Consider the following 17,919-nt stretch of genomic DNA (forward strand, 5'->3'; position numbering starts at 1 on the left):
GGAGCCTGCTGCGCCTTGCAGTGCGCCGGTCACGCTGCTGATTGCGCCGGTGACAGGGGCGAGCGGGTTGGAGCCTGCTGCGCCTTGCAGTGCGCCGGTCACGCTGCTGATTGCGCCGGTGACAGGAGCGAGCGGGTTGGAGCCTGCTGCGCCTTGCAGTGCGCCGGTCACGCTGCTGATTGCGCCGGTGACGGGAGCGAGCGGGTTGGAGCCTGCTGCGCCTTGCAATGCGCCGGTGACGCTGCTGATTGCGCCGGTGACCGGGCCAAGCGGGTTGTTCGACGCGGCGTTGTCGAGTGCCGCCGTGGCGGTGTTGACCGCGCCAGCGAGCGTGCCGGTCGCCGAATTGACTGTACTCGACAGCGATCCGGTCGCCGTGTTGACGGCGCTCGATAGCGTGCCAGTTGCGGTGTTCGCCGCGCCCGAGAGAGCGCTCGTCGCGGAATTGGCAGCGCCGCTGAGTTGGCTGGTTGCCGAATTGACGGCCCCCGTGACGGTTGCCAATGGGTCGCTGCCGCCAGCACCAGCGAGTGCGCCGGTCACGGTGCTAATGGCACGTGTCACTGGAGCCAATGGGTCGCTACCGCCAGCGCTCGACAACGCACCAGTCACAGTGCTGATAGCACCCGTAACCGGAGCCAACGGATTGCTGCCGGCAGCGCCGGACAACGCACCGGTCAACGTACCAACAGCGCCCGTAACCGGAGCTAGCGGGTTGCCACCGGTAGCGCCAGACAGCGCACCGGTCACTGTGCTGATAGCGCCAGTAACCGGCGCCAGCGGATTGCCACCACCAGCGCCGGACAGCGCGCCAGTCAACGTCCCAACAGCGCCCGTAACCGGAGCCAGCGGATTGCCACCACCAGCCCCCGACAGCGCGCCAGTCAACGCCCCAACAGCCCCCGTCACAGGGCTAAGCGACGTGCTGCCCAGATCGACCGCGACCGCCCCCGCGCCGCCTATCACTACCGAGACCCCGTTTGCCGCGGCCGACGTGATCGCCGACGCGCCCACTTCGATCGTCCCCGGGCTCGCGCCGGCTGCAACGACGAGCCCCGCACTCGGTGAATCCGTTGCCGCCATCGCCGCGCTGCTCGCAGCGAGATTGAACGCAGCCGCCGCGCAGAGTGCAACGGCCTTGATCGCGAAAGTCTTCTCCATCTGGCATCCTCTTGTGTGTTGTTGGCGGTGCTCAGCCCGCCAACAAACATCTGCAGAATGCATGCCAAGTTTCGTTATCGCGAAGTGGCCGCGTCACAGTCCGGCGCATCGGGCTGGTGCGCGATGCCGCCGCGCTACGACGGCTCGAAAGCGGCTCGATGTCACGGTGACAGCGCGATCGCACCCACCTCATGTAACGTGACATGCGGACGCGCATGCGTGCGCAATGGCTGCCGCGATCAAAACGCAAAAGCCGCCACGCCTACTCGCTGTCACGCACCCTCGCCACTCCAGCATCGGCTTGCGTCAACGACGCGGCGTCGGCCGCGTCCGCAAAAACGGATCGGGACGGCAATACAGAATGAGAAACGACGCCAGCAGGCCGAGCCGCCAGAACGGCGGGATGATGACGCCCACGGCGCAGATCAGGAAGATCGACAACATCACCCACGCCCGGATCCATTGCCATTTCCGCGCGCGCAGCGGCGCGCCGATTTCCTGATGGTGAGAGTAGCTCTCCCACATCAGGATCATGTAGGTGCCTTCCACCAGAAAAAAGACGATTGCATACAGCGTCAGCGGGAACGTTGCCAATTCGCTATCCGCAAGCCAGGCCGTCGTGAACGGGATGAAGGAAATCGCAAACAGGTTGGCGAAGTTGGCCAGCGCGAGGGTGCCGGTCAGACGTTGCGCGTGCCGCAGCACCGCGTGATGATTCAACCAGACCACGGCGATGAACGCGTAGCTCACGGCATAGCTGACGAGATCGGGCCACAGCTTCACCAGCGCCTGAAAATCATGGCCGTCCGGTGACTTGAACGCCAGTACCATGACCGTGATGATGACGGCAAAAATACCGTCGGAGAGGGCATAAAAGCGTTCGAGTCCGGCGTCGGCTGGGGTCATGTCATGGCGTCGCGGGTGGGACACTTCCCGCATCTTATTTGACATCGTGCGCGCGCATCAATGGGCGTTTCAGTGGCCGCCGCCGTGTGCGCCTCGACGTTTGCTCAACGCTCGCGCTGCTTCACATGCTCGATGAACGCGCGCAGCTTGGGCAGCACCTGGTGCTTACCCGAATGAAACAGGAAGACGCCTGGCGTCGCCTGCGCGAAGGGCGCCAGCAACACCTGCAGGCGGCCGTCCGCGATGGCCTGCGCGGCGAGCGGGCCGGGCAGTTGCGCGAGCCCGACACCGCGAATCGCTGCGCCAAGGAGGGTGGGGTAGTCGTGCGCGATGAGCGGACCCGCGACGACCGTCTCGACCGGCTTGCCATCGTCCACGAAGGACCACGGTGCCAGCGCCCCGTTCGACCGGCGCATGCGCAGACAGGCGTGGTCGCGCAGATCGTCGATGCACGCCGGCGCCTTTCGCTTCGCCAGATAATCAGGGCTGCCAACCACTTCGAAGCGAAACGGCGGCGTCAGGCGAATCGCCACCATGTCGGCTTCGATGAACTGTCCCAGCCGCACGCCCGCGTCGAACCCTTCGGCGGCCAGATCCACCAGTCCCGCGCTGGCGACGATCTCCACCTCCACCTCGGGATACGCCTCGCAGAAGGACGCGATCAGCGGTTCCAGCACGGTCGGCACGGCCGCCCCCGGCACGGCAAGGCGCAACAGTCCGGTGGGCCGCGCGCCGAGGTCACGCGCCACGTCGCTCGCCGCCACGAGTTCCTCAAAGGCAGGCCGCGCCCGCGCCAGGAAGCGCTCGCCGGCTTCGGTCAGGCCGACGCTGCGCGTCGTGCGCACGAACAGCGCGGCGCCGATGCGCGCCTCGAGGACCCGGATGGTCTGGCTGATCGCCGACGGCGTCACGCCAAGCTCCGCCGCCGCACGCCGAAAGCTGCGATGCCGTGCAACGCTCAGGAACGCTTCGACGCCGTCGAGTGCGCCTTGCCGGACTGTGAAGTTTTGCTTCATAACCCAACAATATTATCGTGAATAGTCACGCGTCGAAAGCGGCCCTAGAATCGGCTTGCAAACAAGGACCTCGCCGGTGAAACGCTTCACCATCGGCACACACATGATAGGAATCCTGAATGTCATCCGAAACAATTTTCCGGTTGCAACTCGTTCTGGGCTACGTGGCGTGGCTGCTTTGCTTCGTCACGTATATCCTGCCGAAGCTCAGGTCGGCGGATCGCGTTGACGCGCAACGCGCCATCGCCACACTGCACAGCTTTCGTTTTTTCGGGCTGGTGTTCCTGATTCCCGGCGTCGTCGGACCGGGGCTGCCCGCCGGGTTCGCCCAGTTCGCCGCGTATGGCGACTTCGTCACGGCCGTGCTGGCCACGCTGGCGCTACTCACGGTGAGAGTCCGTGGGCTGTTCTGGTTCTTCGTGGTCGCCTTCAACGTGGCGGGCGTATCGGACCTGCTCCTCGACTACTACCACGCTATCCGGCTGGACCTTCCGGCCGTGGCGGGACAACTGGGCGCCGCCTACGTGATTCCGGTCATCTACGTGCCCCTCTTGATGATCACGCACTGCGCCGCGTTCTATCTGCTGATACGCGGTGTGCGCCAGCCAGAGCGGGCGTTCATCACGGACCCAGCCGCAACGTGAGCGCCCTGAAACGACCCGAACGCCTGAATGGTATACACCGGTGAATCACGATACTATCGGGAGGTTACGCGCAGGCAGCGGGCGAGTCGGGTTCGTGGAGGGTGCATGGGGCGGTCGCGCATACAACTGCGGCATCTGCTGTACTTCATCAAGATCGTCGACGCCGGCAGTTTTTCGCGTGCTGCGACGCTGATCCACGTTGCGCAACCCGCGCTCAGCCAGCAGATGAGCGAACTCGAAGAGAGCCTCGGCGTCTCTGTGCTGCACCGCAGCGCGCGCGGCGTTCAACCCACGGCGGCAGGAAAGCTCCTGTACGCCGAGGCCGAGGCGATCATTCATCGCATCGAGCATCTGCCGGACCTCGTGCGCGCTCATAGCGAAGAAGTCAATGGCGTGGTGCGGCTCGGCCTTTCGCAGGTGCTGGCCGCGTTCATGACCGCCGCCATCACCGGTGCCTGCAGGTCGGCCTTGCCCAACGTCACCCTGCATCTGGTGCGCGATACCAGCGAACAACTGGCCCATCGGATTCGCGAGCACAGCCTCGATATCGCGCTGATTTTCGACGGCGAATTCGCGGCCGGTGTCACGAGTCAGCCGCTGTTTCGCCAGCAACTCTTTCTGATCGCTCAACGCACAGCGCTGCTCGAACAGGAGTCCGTGACGTGGGACGCCTTGCGGGACATGCCGCTCGTGCTGCCCGCGCATCCCCATGAGCACATCGTGCAGACGCTGCTCGATCCCATCTTCAACGAAGGCCCGCATGGGGTAACCATCCTCGTCGAGAACGATTTCTGGGCGCAGATTTCTGCCGTGCAGGCCGGGCTCGGCTTCGCGCTTCTGGCAATCGGCGACCTGTCCCATACCCAGGGCGGCGCGGAAATGAAAGCGGTGCCGCTCGAGCCGCCCGTGTATATGACCGCCAGTCACATCACCTCGGCGGCACACCCGTTGACGCCGGCCGCCGACGCCACCTTGAACGTGATCAACAACCTGATCGCGCGACACCTCGACGAACAGAAGATCATCGGCGCCATTCGCGTCGTGCGATGAATGGCCTGGAGCACTCAGGCAATCGCACCGCCACCGTCGACCAGCACGGTCGAGCCGCTTGCATATGGATTCGACGCAAGATAGAGCACCGCCCGTGCAACGTCTTCTGGCTGGCCGACCCGGCGTGCGGGCAGTCGTGCTGCGGCGTCTTCGAACATTTTGGTGCGCCGCTCGGCATCGAGTCTGGACCAGAGCGGCGTTTCGATCAGACCTGGCGACACCGTGTTCACCCGCACCGGGGACAGTTCGAGCGCGAGTCCGCGAGCGAGCGCTTCGAGCGCCGCGTTGATCGCACCTTGCAGCACCGACATCTTGCTCGGTCGAACGGCGAGGAAGCCCGATACGAGCGTCAACGAGCCGCCTTCGCGAATCCGCGCGACACGCGCTACCCGGTAGGCACCCCAAAACTTGCTGTTCATGGCTGCATACGCATCGGCGAGTGAGAGAACGCGGACCGGGCCGGTGGGTGTTTCACCGGCCGTCACGACCACGTGGTCATACGCGGTTTGATTGGCGAAAAACGCTTCGACGCTCGCGTCGTCGGTGAAATCCAGCGTCGCAGTGGTCACGTCCGCGCCGATCTGCTTCGCGATGGCGTCCAGTTTCGCCGTACTGCGCGAGGCGATCGTCACCTGCGCGCCTTGCGCGGCAAATGACTGCGCGGTCGCCGCGCCGATGCCCGAGCTGCCGCCTACGATCAGCACAGTCTGGTTGTCGAAGGATTGTGTGTTCGAGAGTTGCGTGTTCATGATTCGCTCCTGTCAGCAAATAAGGTTAGCGGTACAGCGATTCAACACTTCATTGTTGCGGAACACGCCCGAGGATGTTGGCGACGCGAGCCGGCTTGTCGGCTGCATCGAGCCGTATGGCAACGCCCGTCAAAGCGAGTGCAGCGAGCGTGACGACCGCGGCGACCCACGGCAGGGTATCGAGCGCATGCCCATGCGCGATTGCGAGGCCGCCCAGCCAGGCTCCCAGCGCGTTGCCGATGTTGAACGCGCCGATGTTCAAGGTCGAGGCCAGATTGGGTGCATTCGACGCCTTGCCCAGCACGCGTGTCTGCAAACCTGGGATCGTCGCGAACGCGGCGATGCCCCATACGAACAGTGTCATCATGGCGGGCACGCGTGAATGCATGGTGTGGCTGAAGAGCGCCATGATGGCGATCAGCGCAACGAAGATTCCGGCCAGCGCCCGCATGCCTCCACGGTCTGCCAGTTTGCCGCCCACGGTATTGCCGATCACGAGCCCCACACCGAACAGCACGAGCAGCAACGTCACGGAGCGCGGCGCGAAGCCGCTCATCTGTTCGAGGATAGGCGTGATGTACGTGAGGACAACAAACACACCGCCAAAGCCAAATACGGTCATCAAAAGCGCCACCCACACTTGTGGTTGCGCGAGCACGCCCACTTCGCTGCGCAGGTTCAGCGGGCCGCCGTCATGGCGGGCCGGCACCAGCGCAATGAGCGCGACTGTTGCGATCAGTCCCGCACCGGCCACGGCCCAGAAGGCCGCGCGCCATCCCAAAGTCTGGCCGATGAACGTGCCAAGCGGCACGCCGAGCACGTTGGCAAGCGCGAGCCCGGTGAACATCAGCGCAATGGCACTGGCGCGTTTCTCCTGCTTCACAAGTGATGCGGCGACCACGGAGCCGATGCCGAAGAACGACCCGTGTGCGAACGAGGTGATGACGCGCGCAATCATCAGACTCGTGTAGCCGGGCGCCAGTGCACAAAAAATATTGCCCACGATAAAGATGCCCATCAGCAATAACAAAGCCCACTTACGTGGCAGGCGGCTCGTCAGAACGGCGAGCAGGGGTGCGCCGACCGCCACGCCGAGTGCATAGCCGCTCACGAGCAGGCCAGCCGAAGGGATGGTGACGGACAGGGAGCGGGCGACCTCGGGCAGGATGCCCATGATGACGAATTCGGTGGTCCCGATGGCAAAGGCACTCAATGCGAGCGCAAGAATAGGAAGCGGCATGTTGTTCTCCAGAGAACGAATGACCCGCAGTTTCCGTCCGATCGCATGGTTTGATAATGGGTCTGTCGTTTGAATGATTTTCAAATCGACCGGGATAAACGGCAGTTTATCTACAGACAAAAGCCTACCCCAGTGATTCGCCTGGCATCCACAATTGGGCTGGGCGTTGAAGCACCTTCAAGCAAGACGAGCAAATGCCGCGTGGGCCCCTATGGCATGATTGGCCGGCCTGTCCAACGTTGCCATTTTACGGAGACCGAAGCATGCCAACGCCAGTTGATGTTACCCATTTGAGCGCGCTACTACGAGATGTCGGGCAAGACCTGCTGCAGACATTCAATGCAACGGAGCCCATCCACGCCAACGACGAGATGATGCGCGTGTTCAAACAGCTCGACGATCACGCGGCGGAAAAGATCCGTGATGCACTCGCCGAAGGTTATCCGCAGATTGCGTGGCTCGAAGGAGAACTCGTGGACGGCAGCGCGCGCAGTGGTAAGGCGACGAGCTTCTGGATCTGCGATGCGATTGATGGCGCCGTACAGTTTTTGCGCTCCATCACATCCTGGTGCATCACGATCGCACTGGTAGAAGATGGCAGCACCACGTTTGCCATGACATACGACGCACATCGCGATGAATGTTTTCATGCGGTGCGTGGGGAGGGCGCTTTTCTCAACGGCCAGCGCATCGCAGTGAATGGGCGCAAACATCACGCAAGGGCGATGCTTGCGACCAGCCAGCCGCCGTTTATCGGCGACAAGCCCGGCGTCATCGAAGCCGCAGGCACGTCGTTGAGCGCGATGCTCGCGGACGCCGGCGCGGTCCGCAATCTGGGGCCGACCTCGCTGCAACTCGCCTACGTTGCATGCGGGCGGCTGGACGGCTTCTGGGAATTCGGCGAGGACACCTTCAACTGCGTTGCAGGCGCCTTGCTCGTCGAGATGGCGGGCGGCCGCGCGACCAATGCGGCGGGTGAGCCATACGGGCTGAAATCGGCGAGCATCGTGGCCGCGTCGGAGGGTGTCTGGCAAAGCGTCATTCAGACGTTTGCCGCGCACCCCGGGCTGACACGCGAGGCGTAGACCAAGCGTCTTCTACGTATTTCACGCATCCCACTCCGGCGCAAACGGCGGCGTGACGAAGCGGTTGTGTTTCGGCAGCGCGGCGATTGCTGCGCGGTCGTCCGCGTCGAGTTTCACCGCCAGCGCGTCGAGATTCGACTGCTGACTTTCGCGCCGTTGTGCTTTGGGGATGGCGGCAACACCGTCCTGTTCCAGCAGCCACGCGAGTGCCACCTGCGCGGCGCTCACGCCATGCTTCGCGCCAATTTGCTGCAGCACCGGGTCGTTGGCCGCCCGGCCCTGGGCAAGCGGCGCATAGGCGACGAGCGGAATGCCGCGCTCGCGTAGATAGCCGAGCATCTTCGACTGATCCAGGAACGCGTGATATTCGATCTGATGACAGGCGATGGGTGCGCCGATTTCTTCGATGGCGGTGCGCAGCATCGTCAGGTTGAAATTGCATACGCCGATGGCGCGAACCGTGCCGTTCTGCAGAAAGCCCTGCATGGTCTCCATGATGGCGCCGAGGTCCATGTCGCGCGACGGCCAATGCACCATGTACAGGTCGACGTAATCGACGCCGAGCTTGCCCAGGCTCGTATCCAGCGCGCGGCGGATCGCGTGCGGCGCGAGATGCTCGTGCCACACCTTGGTGGTCAGATGCAGTTGCTTGCGTGCGAGACCCGAAGCGGCAATCGCAGCGCCGACCGCCTCCTCGTTCTGATACATCTCGGCCGTGTCGATGTGCCGGTATCCGAGTTCCAGCGCACTCTCCACCACCGGCTGGCAACCGCCGCCCGGCATCCGGAAGGTGCCGAAACCGAGGCGCGGCAACTCGATGCCCTGTGTGTGCAAAACGTCCATTCGTATTCTCCAGGCTGTTTCGGGTCCGCAGCATGAATCGGTGCAAGCCGCCGCGAATCACCGCGAATCTTCAGGCGCACAATTTCCCACGTTTCGATTGTTGAATAAAGTACGTGCCGTTCAAATCACTCGTGATTAAACTCCCTGAATCCGAAGTACGACATTCGCAGGGGAATACACATGACGTTCGACGGCCGACTGTTTTCCGGCATCACCGTACTCGCGGCGGTCGCGGAGAGCGGCAGCTTCGTGCGCGCCGCCGATGCGCTGGGCTTGTCGCCATCCGGGGTGAGCCGCGCGGTGGCGCGCCTCGAAAAGCGGGTAGGGGTGCGGCTGCTGGACCGGACCACGCGCTCGCAGACGCTGACCGACGAAGGGCGGCGTCTCTACGAAGCGGTCGGTCCGCATCTCACGGGCATCGAAGAGGCGGCGACCGCGGCTGCCGGTTCGGCGAACGTCGTGCAGGGAAAGCTGCGTGTCAACGTCGACCCGTTCTTTTCGCGCACCGTGCTGGCCTCGCGGCTGGCCGACTTTCTAAGCCGTCATCCTGACCTGTCGCTCGAACTCATTATGCGCGACGACGTCGGCGATCTGGTGGCCGATGGCTTCGATCTCGCGGTACGCTTCGGACCACCCCCGTCCGGCTCATTGATCGCACGCAAGCTGCTGGAGACGCGCATCATCACCGTGGCGTCGCCGGGATACGTCGCCGCGTACGGCAAGCCCGCCAATCCGGAAGCCGTACGAACCCATCAGCGCATCATGTTTTATAACCCGGTCACCGCGCGTCCCTTCGAGTGGGAGTTCCATCGCGGCAAGAAAGTCACGGAGATTCCGGCGGAAGGACGCCTGCTCGTCTCCGATGTGGAAACCATGCTCGAGGCGTGCATGGCCGGGGCCGGCATCGCCCAGGTGATGGAGATCGGCGTCGAGCAGATCATGCGCGACGGCGCCCTCGTGGATATCTTCCCGGACTGGTCCGACGAGCGGTTTCCGTTGTACGCGCTCTTTCCATCGCGGCGTCATCGCGCGGCGAAAGTCGAGGCGTTCATGCATTTCTGTGTCGAGTCACTGTCGGCGGTCGCGCCTGTGACACGCCGTCCGGTGAGTGTGCGAGGCGAGCGGTCGAAGCGCAAAGGGCGTTGAACTTTGCCACTTTCGCTTTATAGTCGTCCGGTCGTATAGAGACCGCTGCACGCCACGTTCGAGGCGGCCGGAACCGTTTTCTAAAGGAATGAGATTTCACCATGACGCTCCAGATCGGATTTCTCGTCTTTCCCGAGGTGCAGCAACTGGACCTGACGGGTCCCCACGACGTGCTCGCTTCGCTGCCCGGCGCAACGGCCCATCTGGTCTGGAAAACAACTGAACCGGTCAGGTCCAGCAATGGTCTCGTCCTCACGCCCTCCACGACGTATCAGGACTGTCCGCCGCTCGACGTCATCTGCGTGCCTGGCGGCGGTGGCGTGACGCATCTGCTGCAGGACGCTGAAACCATCGCCTTCATCCAGAAGCAGGCCGCCAGTGCGCGTTACGTCACCTCGGTCTGTACCGGCGCCATCGTGCTGGGTGCGGCGGGTCTGCTGCGTGGGCGGCGTGCGACCACGCACTGGGCCTATCACGGGTTACTGGAACTGTTCGGCGCGGTCCCGACGCACGGACGCGTGGTGCGTGACGGCAATCTCATCACGGGCGGCGGGGTCACGGCGGGCATTGATTTCGGACTCACGGTGGCTGCGGAACTGGCGGGCGAAGAAGAAGCCAGGGCGATCCAGCTCAGACTCGAATATGCACCGGCGCCGCCTTTCGACTCGGGGACGCCCGAGGCCGCCACGCCGGCCGTCGTGGAGCGGGTCCGTCAGCGCTCGGAAAAGGCCGTCACGGCGCAACGGGAAATTGCCCTGAAAATCGCTGCGCAATGGCGTTAGCTTTGGTTTGATCTCACCTGGCGGACGGTGCCATGCCGTGGCGTCCGCCATTCCGGACGAGGTTATCCGCATTCGCCTGCCGGCCGCCGTTTAAACGACTTAACACTATTTAAACGATTTATTTCGAGACAATTCTTATACTGTCTCGCCAGCTTGTCGATTCTCTCGGCATCCTGATTGCTGCTGGTGTGCCAGGTCACGTATCTATTGTATTCGCGGGCCCTGCGCGGTTTCGATTATGATAAAAACTCCCTTAACCGGATGAGTGAACGGGAGCATTGCGCAGCAATTTGGAGATATGACGCGAGATCGGTTAAACGGGATTCGCGCTGCGCAGCCAATAATCGATAACTACGTGATGGGTTGGGCAATGGCTCATGCAGGAGTCGCAAAACGATGCGACGCATGGTCCAGCAAACAAGGCGAGGCCCCCGCAGCCAGGGCGCTCGTCGGCGCCAGCCGATTACCGGCCATGAAGATACGAATAACGGTAGTGTGTCGCGCGGGGTTTTATGAGAATTGCAGTCCTGGATGACGATCCGGCCCAGACGGATCTGGTGTGCGAAACATTGTCGGCCGCAGGGCATATCTGTCACGCCTTTGCCGAAGGCCGCGCACTGGTGCGGCAGTTGCGGCGCCAGACTTTCGATCTGCTGGTGCTCGACTGGAACGTGCCCGATATGTCCGGCGAGGACGTCTTGCGATGGGTGCGGGAAAGTCTGTCAGAGCGACTGCCCGTCTTGTTCATGACGAGCCGCGGCCGCGATGCGGATATCACCTCCATCCTCAACACGGGCGCTGATGACTACGTCGTCAAACCGGTCTCCGCCGGCGTGCTGCTGGCTCGCGTCGGCTCGCTGCTGCGCCGCGCGTACCCGCTCGATGCCACCGCGTTGAAGGAAATCTTCGACGACTACGAATTCGATCTCGGCGCGCGGCACGTGGTGGTGCGCGGCACGCCGGTGGCCGTCACGCAGAAGGAGTTCGAGCTGGCGTTGCTGTTGTTCCAGCACCTAAGCCGGCCGTTGTCGCGCGCGCATATCCTCGACGTGATCTGGAAGCGGGCCACGGATATCCCGTCGCGGACGATGGACACGCACGTCTCGGTGCTGCGCAGCAAACTCGGTTTGCGTCCCGAACACGGTTATCGCCTGACGCCGATTTATGGTTACGGCTACCGGCTGGAGCGCATCGACAAGGGGGCGGCGTGAGTCGCGTCGCCGGCCTGGCTGTGGCGGTGCAGGCGGCGGTAACGGTCAGGATCACGCATGAGGCGGCGCGGCGGCAGGCGCTCGCCTTGCACATGCCGTGTCAGTCGCGTGGGTTAGGCTCATCGCGTTCGTTGCGTTCGTTGCGTTCGTTGAGTCCGTTGCACGCGCTCATCGCGGCCCTCATCGTTGCGCCAGCGGCGACCTATGCTGCCACGGCCACACACCCACATCACCCGGCGACGCCACAAGCCGTGTACGTCACCTACGTGACGAGCCAGGGCGACACCCTCTACGAGATTGCCCAGCGCTATCTGCGAAACCCGCACGACTGGACCGTGCTCAGCCGTCTGAACGGCGTGCCGGCGCCGCGTCACCTGCAGGCCGGCGTCACGCTGCGACTGCCGGCGGCGCTCTTGCGGCAGGACCAGCAGGCGGCGCACGTGGTGGCCGCGAGCGGCCCGGTCGAGCGCGCCTTTGACGACGGTCCGTTTACGCCGCTCGCGGCGGGTATGACGCTGGGCGAGGGTGACCGGGTGCGTACCGGTCACGAAGGTTTCGTCACGCTGGAACTGGAAGACGGCACGCACGTGACGGTCTCGCAGGACGCGACGGTGGTGATCGGCACGCTGCGCGTCACAGCGCTGACGGGCGCTACCGATCGCGTGATCCAGTTGCATCAGGGCGAAGTCGACAGCGAAGTCACGCATGCCACGAAGAAGGATGACCGCTTCCAGATCCGCTCGCCTTCGGTGGTGGCGGGGGTACGCGGCACGCGCTTTCGGGTCGACTATGACGGCGGCGCGCAGCGGACCGCCGTGGAGGTGCTGGATGGTGCGGTAGGCGTCGATCCGGCCAGCATCGCCGCGCCGCCGCCAGGCGTGCCGCTACGGGACTCGCAGCAACTCGTCGCCGCGCATTTCGGCAACGTCAGCGACGCGGGCGGCGCGGTGGGCGTGCCGGTCGCTTTGCTGCCCGCTCCGGCGTTGCTCGAGCCCGGCAAGGTGCAGGACGGCAAAACCGTCGCTTTCGATCTCGTCGCGCAAGCCCAGGCCGTGGGCTACCGCGTGCAGATTGCGCGTGATGCGGACCTGCTCGATTTGATCCGCGATCAGCGCGTGAGCGAACCGCACGCGGATTTTGGCGACCTCGCGGACGGCACGTATTTCGTCCGCATTGCAGCGCTGGGTCACGACGGGCTCGAAGGTCTGCCGCAGACCTACGCGTTCGAGCGGCGACAGCTCGGCCTCGCCGCGTCTGCTGAAGCGCGCCCCGGCAGCCGTGACTACACGTTCCGCTGGTTCGTGAGCCGCGCGGGCGTGGCGACGCGCTTTCGTTTCGTGCTGGGGACGACGGCCGATCTGGGCACGCCGCTCGTCGACCGCACGGACTTGCCGGCGGGCGAGATCGTCGTGACCGATCTGCCGCGCGGCGTCTACTATTGGACCGTGATTGCCGAGCAGTTCGAGAACGGCCGGTTCTACGAAAAGAGTAGTTCGATCCGTTCGTTCACGCTGGCCCGTTGAGGTCCACTAGAACGACCAGACGCTCGCCCGAGCCAATGAACCCATGAGCCTCGATCCGCGTGCACGACTTGGCCAGCCAGCCGGCCGACGCTTCCTGCTCGAATGGGCGGCGATCGGCTGCCTGGGTATTACGGTGATTCTGGCGATCGCGCTGGGACACGTGACGGCGGGCGTCGATCATCTGGTCTACGATCGCTTGCTGATGCTGCATCGGCAGACGGTGTCGCCGGACATCGTGGTGGTCGAAATCGACAACGCCAGCATCGCGCAGCTTGGCCGCTGGCCGTGGCCGCGCAGTGTGCATGCGCGCCTGCTGGAACGGCTCGCGCAGGCGTCGCCCGCCGCGGTGATCTACGACGTGCTGTTCACCGAGCCTTCACCCGACGATGCGCAACTCGCGCATGCCGTCGCACTGAGCCCGACGTATCTGCCGGTGCTGCTGAGTCCCGAATCCGGCGACGGCACGCGCGTGGTGGTCAAGCCGGTGGCGCCGCTCGCGCAAGCCGCGGCGGGGCTTGGGCATATCAACTTCGAAGTGGACGACGACGGCATCGTGCGCAGCGTGGCGCTATTCGAAGGCGACGCGGCTTCGCGCTGGCCACAGTTGATGCTGCCAGTCTGGCGGGCGCTTCGCGATGGGGCGGTGCGGGTCGGGGCTGGGCCTGAGCGTGGCGCGGTTGGTGACGGAGGGAATGGTGGCGGTGCTGGAGGTGGTGAGGTTGGCACCGGTACCGGCAACACTGCGGTGGTAACAGCCTCTGCGGTCACCTCCACGGATCGCCTCGCGTCACGCGGCGACGAGGCGCGTTTCCTGATTCCATTCAGCCTGAATGCCGGGCACTACACGAAGGTGTCGTTTGCCAGCGTGTTGGCGGGCGACGTGCCGCCGCTACGACTGCGCGGCCGGCTGGTGCTGGTCGGCGTGACGGCCGCAGGTCTGTACGACCGCTTCGCGACGCCGGTGTCGGGCGAGCTGGGTCCCATGCCGGGCGTCTACATTCACGCCAACGTGCTCGATACGCTGCTGGGTGGCCGCGCCATCGAGCCGGTCGGCGCATGGCCGTTGATGCTCGTTTCACTGCTGCCGCTGGCCGGCTTGCTGGCGGGTTTTCTGGTGCTTTCGCCACGGCGTTCGCTATTGTTGACCGCCGGTCTGGGCGCGGTGGTGATAGTGGGCAGCGCGGGGTTGCTGTATGGCGCGCGGCTGTGGATGTCGCCGGTGCCGGCTATCGTCGGGCTGATCGTCGTGTATCCGATCTGGAACTGGCGCCGGCTCGAGATGACGATGGCGTATCTGCGCAAGGAACTGCAGCGGCTCGCCGACGAACCGCATCTGCTGCCCGAGACGCCGCAACGCCGGCGCGAGTTCGGCGGCGACGTGCTGGCGCAGCACATGGCGCTGATGGGACAGGCGGCGCAGCGTGTGCAGGACATGAAGCGCTTTGTCTGGGACAGCCTCGACAGCGTGCCTGAACCGCTCCTCGTGAGCGATGTGCACGGCGTGATACTGATCGCCAATCATGCCGCCAAGGCGCACTTCGAGCGGCTCGGCGAGCCGCCGCCGCAGGGGCGACTCGTGCGCGAGGCGTTGGGGACGCTGGCGTTCGTGAAGACGATAGACGGTGGCGCGGAGCGCGACGTGGATCGAGGCGGAATGGCCGGCGCGACGGGGCGCAAAGGAAGCGACGATGGCGGGATACCGGACGGCGATGCACCGGACGGCAATGCGGCGAATGGCAACGCGGCGAATGGCAACGCAGCGAATGGCAACGCAGCAAATGGCAACGCGGCGACCGGCAATGCAGCGAATGGCAACGCACCAGACGGCAACGCACCAGACGCCACCGGAAGTGACAGCGGCATCCGCAACCACGACCAGCAGGCCCGCGCCCACTGGCCCGCGATCCTCGATCCCACCCGACGCGAATTCGCGAGCCTGATGGCGCAGGGCATCGAAGTGCGCGACCGAATGGAGCGCGACCACCTGCTGCGCTACGCACTATGCGCCAACGAGCAGGGCGAAGTGACGGGCTGGATTGCGGGCCTCGTCGATGTCTCGGTCCTGCATGCCGCCGAGCGTCAGCGCGAAGACGCACTGCGGCTGCTGTCGCACGACATGCGCTCGCCGCAAGCGTCGATCCTTGCCCTGGTCGAGATCGAACGAGCGCGGCTGCATCGTGAGACGGGCCCGGCCAACGATCTGCTGGAGCGCATTGCACGCTACTCGCGGCGCGCCCTCACGCTCGCCGACGATTTCGTGCAACTGGCCCGCGCCGAATCGCAGACCTACGTGCTCGAACCCGTCAGCCTGACCGAGCTGATCATCGACGCGAGCGACGAGGTCTGGCCGCAAGCCCACGCCAAACAGATCCAACTGGAGACGGAAGGCGGCGACGAGGACGGCTGCTGGATCTGCGCCGATCGTTCGCTGATGACGCGCGCGCTCGTCAACATTCTGAACAACGCGGTCAAATACAGTCCGCCGGGGACGCGCATCACGTGTGTCATGGGGACGCTGAATGGAGCGGCGAGCGGGGCGCTGAACCCGGCGCCGAGCGGTCTCGCAGATCACGCGTCGGATGACGTCATGCGCGACTTGAAGGATGACGCGGCGAGCGCCTCATCGAATGACACAACCGACGCAATGAGGCACGCAACGAGCAACGCAACAGGCAACGCAACGAGGCACACAACAGGCAACGCAACAAGCGACGCAACAAGCCACGTCATGCTCGATACCGTTAGCAAGCCGCCTGCGCGCGTGCAATGCACGATTCGCGATCAGGGCTATGGCATTCCGGTCGAACAACAAAGCCGCCTGTTCCAGCGCTTTAGCCGCTTTCACGAAGGCGAGCAGCCGGAAACCGGCGGCGCGGGCCTCGGCATGGCGTTTGTGAAGACGGTGGTGACGCGTCATGGCGGCGATGTGCACGTGGTCAGCGCGCCGGGCAAGGGCACGGAGTTCACGGTGATATTGCCCGCGCTGGATGAAGCGCAGTGGGACGCGGTTGAGACCGCCGCGCGTTTTTAGCGAAGCGAGAAGACGATGACGATAACCATGAAAATCACGAACACGGCAAGGCGCATCGCGCTAATTGCGGCGCTTGTGAGCGGGGCTGCGCTGTCCGGTTGCGCGGGCGTGAGTGCGGACGTGCAGGCTTCCCGCCCGGACAGCGCCAGCAGCGCGGACGAAACGGCGAGCGGCTGGCAGGGCCCGCGTACCTATGCGCTTGCGCGTACAGCGTTGCAGGACGCGAGCGGATATCATCAGCAATACGAAATATCGGTGCGAACCGAACTGGAAAAATACGGTTTCGCGGCGACGTCAGGACCGGACGCGCATTACCTGCTGTCCGTTGCATACGATACGCGGGCTGCCTCGATCGGCGTTCAGGCGGGCGCTTGCGAACAGGGTGGTTGCAGTGATGCGGCGAAAGCGTCGTTTCCGTGGTTCGGCGGCCGGACGTATCGGCACGCGTTGACGCTGCGCTTTTTCGACAAGGCGAGCGGCCGTGAACTGTACAAGGTGAGCGCGACGAGCGAGGACCGCGACGCCGGGCCGCTGCATGCGATCCCGTATCTGGTGAAAAGCGCGCTCGCGCAATTCCCCTTTGAAGGACACGCGGACTGGCGCGTCAAATTGCGTCCCGGGGATGCGGATGGCGCGCCTCGGGTGGTGTCGGTCAAACCGTTGCAGCCTTGAGCGGAGCTGTACCCGTCTGGATGAAAGCGGGTTTGCTATCTGGGCAGGAACCCGCGCACGAATCCGGGTACTCGGCCGCAAAACGCACGCGCTTTCACATCATGCGTACGAGGATCACTCGGGTTCCGTCTCGCTGGGCCAGCGATTCTCGAACACGCACGTGGATAGCGCCTGGCGGCTCGCCCAGCCTTCAGTCTCCAGCATCGGCGCGGCGTAAAACTCGTCGACGTGGCCGAGACACAGAATCGCCACGGGCCGCGCGCCCGCCGGCATGTGCAGGAGGGTACGCACGGCGTCCACGTCGAACAGCGACACCCATCCCATCCCGAGTCCTTCCACGCGCGCCGCGAGCCACATGTTCTGGATCGCGCAGGCCACCGAGGCGAGATCCATCTCCGGCAGCGTGCGACGGCCGAAAATGTGCTTCTCGCGACCGTCCATCAACGCCATCACCAGCAGCTCGCCGCACTCCAGCATGCCTTCCACCTTCAGCTTCATGAAGGCGTCGCGGCGCTCGCCGAGGGCATCGGCGGTGGCGAGCCGTTCACTCTCGACGGTTTGGTGCAGCGCTTCGCGCAACGCGGGATCGGTGATGCGCGCAATCCGCCACGGCTGCATGTAGCCCACGCTCGGCGCGTGATGGGCGGCATCGAGCAGGCGTTGCAGAACGGCGGGATCGACCGGATCGGGCACGAAGTGGCGCATGTCGCGCCGCTCGTGAATGGCACGGTAGACCGCCGCGCGATCGGCGTCGTTGAAGGGCTTTGCCATGAAACGGGACGGCCGCTTGGGCCGGGTAGGTGGGGTATTGGGCGTGAATATACGCCGAAGGGCGGGTTGGCGGTGTTATCTGGTGCGCC

Annotated in this window: 16 protein-coding genes; 9 read left to right on the plus strand and 7 right to left on the minus strand. The window is 64.4% G+C overall.

The window, feature by feature from the left end; all coding sequences use genetic code 11:
• From D0B32_RS07360 to D0B32_RS07370, 3 genes are all read right to left on the minus strand, one after another.
• Positions 1 to 1,161: beta strand repeat-containing protein (locus D0B32_RS07360; RefSeq protein ID WP_404935524.1), on the minus strand; the 1,161-nt coding region annotated here is incomplete at its 3' end.
• 306 nt (positions 1,162 to 1,467) lie between these two features.
• A complete protein-coding gene (locus tag D0B32_RS07365; protein WP_117333186.1) occupies positions 1,468 to 2,067 on the minus strand; it encodes a TMEM175 family protein in 600 nt (199 codons plus the stop codon).
• 104 nt (positions 2,068 to 2,171) lie between these two features.
• Positions 2,172 to 3,083, minus strand: a complete 912-nt coding sequence (locus D0B32_RS07370; RefSeq protein WP_117333188.1) for a LysR family transcriptional regulator — start codon at positions 3,081 to 3,083, stop codon at positions 2,172 to 2,174.
• A gap of 119 nt (positions 3,084 to 3,202) precedes the next feature.
• Here D0B32_RS07370 and D0B32_RS07375 point away from each other — a divergent pair, with 119 nt between their 5' ends.
• Together D0B32_RS07375 and D0B32_RS07380 are read left to right on the plus strand one after the other, a co-directional pair.
• Positions 3,203 to 3,727: a hypothetical protein gene (locus tag D0B32_RS07375; RefSeq protein ID WP_117333190.1), complete on the plus strand. Its 525-nt coding sequence runs from the start codon at positions 3,203 to 3,205 to the stop codon at positions 3,725 to 3,727.
• Between the two features lie 105 nt (positions 3,728 to 3,832).
• On the plus strand, positions 3,833 to 4,777 hold the full coding sequence (locus D0B32_RS07380) for a LysR family transcriptional regulator (protein WP_181969734.1): 945 nt from the start codon (positions 3,833 to 3,835) through the stop codon (positions 4,775 to 4,777).
• Between the two features lie 14 nt (positions 4,778 to 4,791).
• On the opposite strand, the gene D0B32_RS07385 is transcribed toward D0B32_RS07380, so the two are convergent.
• The gene (locus D0B32_RS07385; protein ID WP_117333194.1) at positions 4,792 to 5,526 is read right to left on the minus strand and encodes an SDR family oxidoreductase; all 735 of its coding nucleotides are present in this window, start codon (positions 5,524 to 5,526) and stop codon (positions 4,792 to 4,794) included.
• A gap of 49 nt (positions 5,527 to 5,575) precedes the next feature.
• Positions 5,576 to 6,766: an MFS transporter gene (locus D0B32_RS07390; RefSeq protein ID WP_117333196.1), complete on the minus strand. Its 1,191-nt coding sequence runs from the start codon at positions 6,764 to 6,766 to the stop codon at positions 5,576 to 5,578.
• A gap of 263 nt (positions 6,767 to 7,029) precedes the next feature.
• Between D0B32_RS07390 and D0B32_RS07395 the strand changes: the two genes are divergently transcribed.
• Entirely contained in the window at positions 7,030 to 7,851 is an 822-nt protein-coding gene (locus D0B32_RS07395) for an inositol monophosphatase family protein (RefSeq protein ID WP_117333198.1), read from the plus strand.
• A 21-nt stretch (positions 7,852 to 7,872) separates the two neighbouring features.
• Here the strand turns inward: D0B32_RS07395 and D0B32_RS07400 are convergent, their stop codons facing one another.
• Positions 7,873 to 8,694, minus strand: a complete 822-nt coding sequence (locus D0B32_RS07400) for an aldo/keto reductase (RefSeq protein WP_117333200.1) — start codon at positions 8,692 to 8,694, stop codon at positions 7,873 to 7,875.
• 180 nt (positions 8,695 to 8,874) lie between these two features.
• Here D0B32_RS07400 and D0B32_RS07405 point away from each other — a divergent pair, with 180 nt between their 5' ends.
• The 6 genes from D0B32_RS07405 (at position 8,875) to D0B32_RS07435 (ending at position 17,059) form a co-directional block, all read left to right on the plus strand.
• Positions 8,875 to 9,840 carry a LysR family transcriptional regulator gene (locus D0B32_RS07405; RefSeq protein WP_117333202.1) on the plus strand — a complete coding sequence of 322 codons (966 nt, stop codon included), beginning with the start codon at positions 8,875 to 8,877 and terminating at the stop codon, positions 9,838 to 9,840.
• A gap of 101 nt (positions 9,841 to 9,941) precedes the next feature.
• Positions 9,942 to 10,622, plus strand: a complete 681-nt coding sequence (locus D0B32_RS07410; RefSeq protein ID WP_117333204.1) for a DJ-1/PfpI family protein — start codon at positions 9,942 to 9,944, stop codon at positions 10,620 to 10,622.
• Between the two features lie 512 nt (positions 10,623 to 11,134).
• Complete coding sequence (locus D0B32_RS07415) at positions 11,135 to 11,833, plus strand: response regulator transcription factor (protein ID WP_117333206.1); 699 nt, start codon at positions 11,135 to 11,137, stop codon at positions 11,831 to 11,833.
• A 92-nt stretch (positions 11,834 to 11,925) separates the two neighbouring features.
• Positions 11,926 to 13,356 carry a FecR domain-containing protein gene (locus tag D0B32_RS07420; protein ID WP_117333502.1) on the plus strand — a complete coding sequence of 477 codons (1,431 nt, stop codon included), beginning with the start codon at positions 11,926 to 11,928 and terminating at the stop codon, positions 13,354 to 13,356.
• Between the two features lie 43 nt (positions 13,357 to 13,399).
• Complete coding sequence (locus D0B32_RS32875) at positions 13,400 to 16,387, plus strand: CHASE2 and HATPase_c domain-containing protein (protein ID WP_259294904.1); 2,988 nt, start codon at positions 13,400 to 13,402, stop codon at positions 16,385 to 16,387.
• A 27-nt stretch (positions 16,388 to 16,414) separates the two neighbouring features.
• Entirely contained in the window at positions 16,415 to 17,059 is a 645-nt protein-coding gene (locus D0B32_RS07435; RefSeq protein WP_117333503.1) for a DUF4136 domain-containing protein, read from the plus strand.
• A gap of 114 nt (positions 17,060 to 17,173) precedes the next feature.
• On the opposite strand, the gene bluB is transcribed toward D0B32_RS07435, so the two are convergent.
• Entirely contained in the window at positions 17,174 to 17,830 is a 657-nt protein-coding gene (gene bluB / locus D0B32_RS07440) for a 5,6-dimethylbenzimidazole synthase (protein WP_117333208.1), read from the minus strand.
• Positions 17,831 to 17,919 lie beyond the last annotated feature (89 nt).

Source organism: Paraburkholderia sp. DHOC27 (assembly GCF_003429005.1).
Taxonomy (GTDB): Bacteria; Pseudomonadota; Gammaproteobacteria; order Burkholderiales; family Burkholderiaceae; genus Paraburkholderia.

Bases quoted from the DNA above. Each gene is read 5' to 3' on its own strand.
- D0B32_RS07380 (WP_181969734.1), top strand. From the start codon at position 3,833: ATGGGGCGGTCGCGCATACAACTGCGGCATCTGCTGTACTTCATCAAG.
- D0B32_RS07370 (WP_117333188.1), bottom strand. From the start codon at position 3,083: ATGAAGCAAAACTTCACAGTCCGGCAAGGCGCACTCGACGGCGTCGAA.
- D0B32_RS07435 (WP_117333503.1), top strand. From the start codon at position 16,415: ATGAAAATCACGAACACGGCAAGGCGCATCGCGCTAATTGCGGCGCTT.
- D0B32_RS07395 (WP_117333198.1), top strand. From the start codon at position 7,030: ATGCCAACGCCAGTTGATGTTACCCATTTGAGCGCGCTACTACGAGAT.
- D0B32_RS07420 (WP_117333502.1), top strand. From the start codon at position 11,926: ATGCCGTGTCAGTCGCGTGGGTTAGGCTCATCGCGTTCGTTGCGTTCG.
- D0B32_RS07410 (WP_117333204.1), top strand. From the start codon at position 9,942: ATGACGCTCCAGATCGGATTTCTCGTCTTTCCCGAGGTGCAGCAACTG.
- D0B32_RS07390 (WP_117333196.1), bottom strand. From the start codon at position 6,766: ATGCCGCTTCCTATTCTTGCGCTCGCATTGAGTGCCTTTGCCATCGGG.
- D0B32_RS07365 (WP_117333186.1), bottom strand. From the start codon at position 2,067: ATGACCCCAGCCGACGCCGGACTCGAACGCTTTTATGCCCTCTCCGAC.
- D0B32_RS07385 (WP_117333194.1), bottom strand. From the start codon at position 5,526: ATGAACACGCAACTCTCGAACACACAATCCTTCGACAACCAGACTGTG.
- D0B32_RS07415 (WP_117333206.1), top strand. From the start codon at position 11,135: ATGAGAATTGCAGTCCTGGATGACGATCCGGCCCAGACGGATCTGGTG.
- D0B32_RS32875 (WP_259294904.1), top strand. From the start codon at position 13,400: ATGAGCCTCGATCCGCGTGCACGACTTGGCCAGCCAGCCGGCCGACGC.
- bluB (WP_117333208.1), bottom strand. From the start codon at position 17,830: ATGGCAAAGCCCTTCAACGACGCCGATCGCGCGGCGGTCTACCGTGCC.
- D0B32_RS07405 (WP_117333202.1), top strand. From the start codon at position 8,875: ATGACGTTCGACGGCCGACTGTTTTCCGGCATCACCGTACTCGCGGCG.
- D0B32_RS07400 (WP_117333200.1), bottom strand. From the start codon at position 8,694: ATGGACGTTTTGCACACACAGGGCATCGAGTTGCCGCGCCTCGGTTTC.
- D0B32_RS07375 (WP_117333190.1), top strand. From the start codon at position 3,203: ATGTCATCCGAAACAATTTTCCGGTTGCAACTCGTTCTGGGCTACGTG.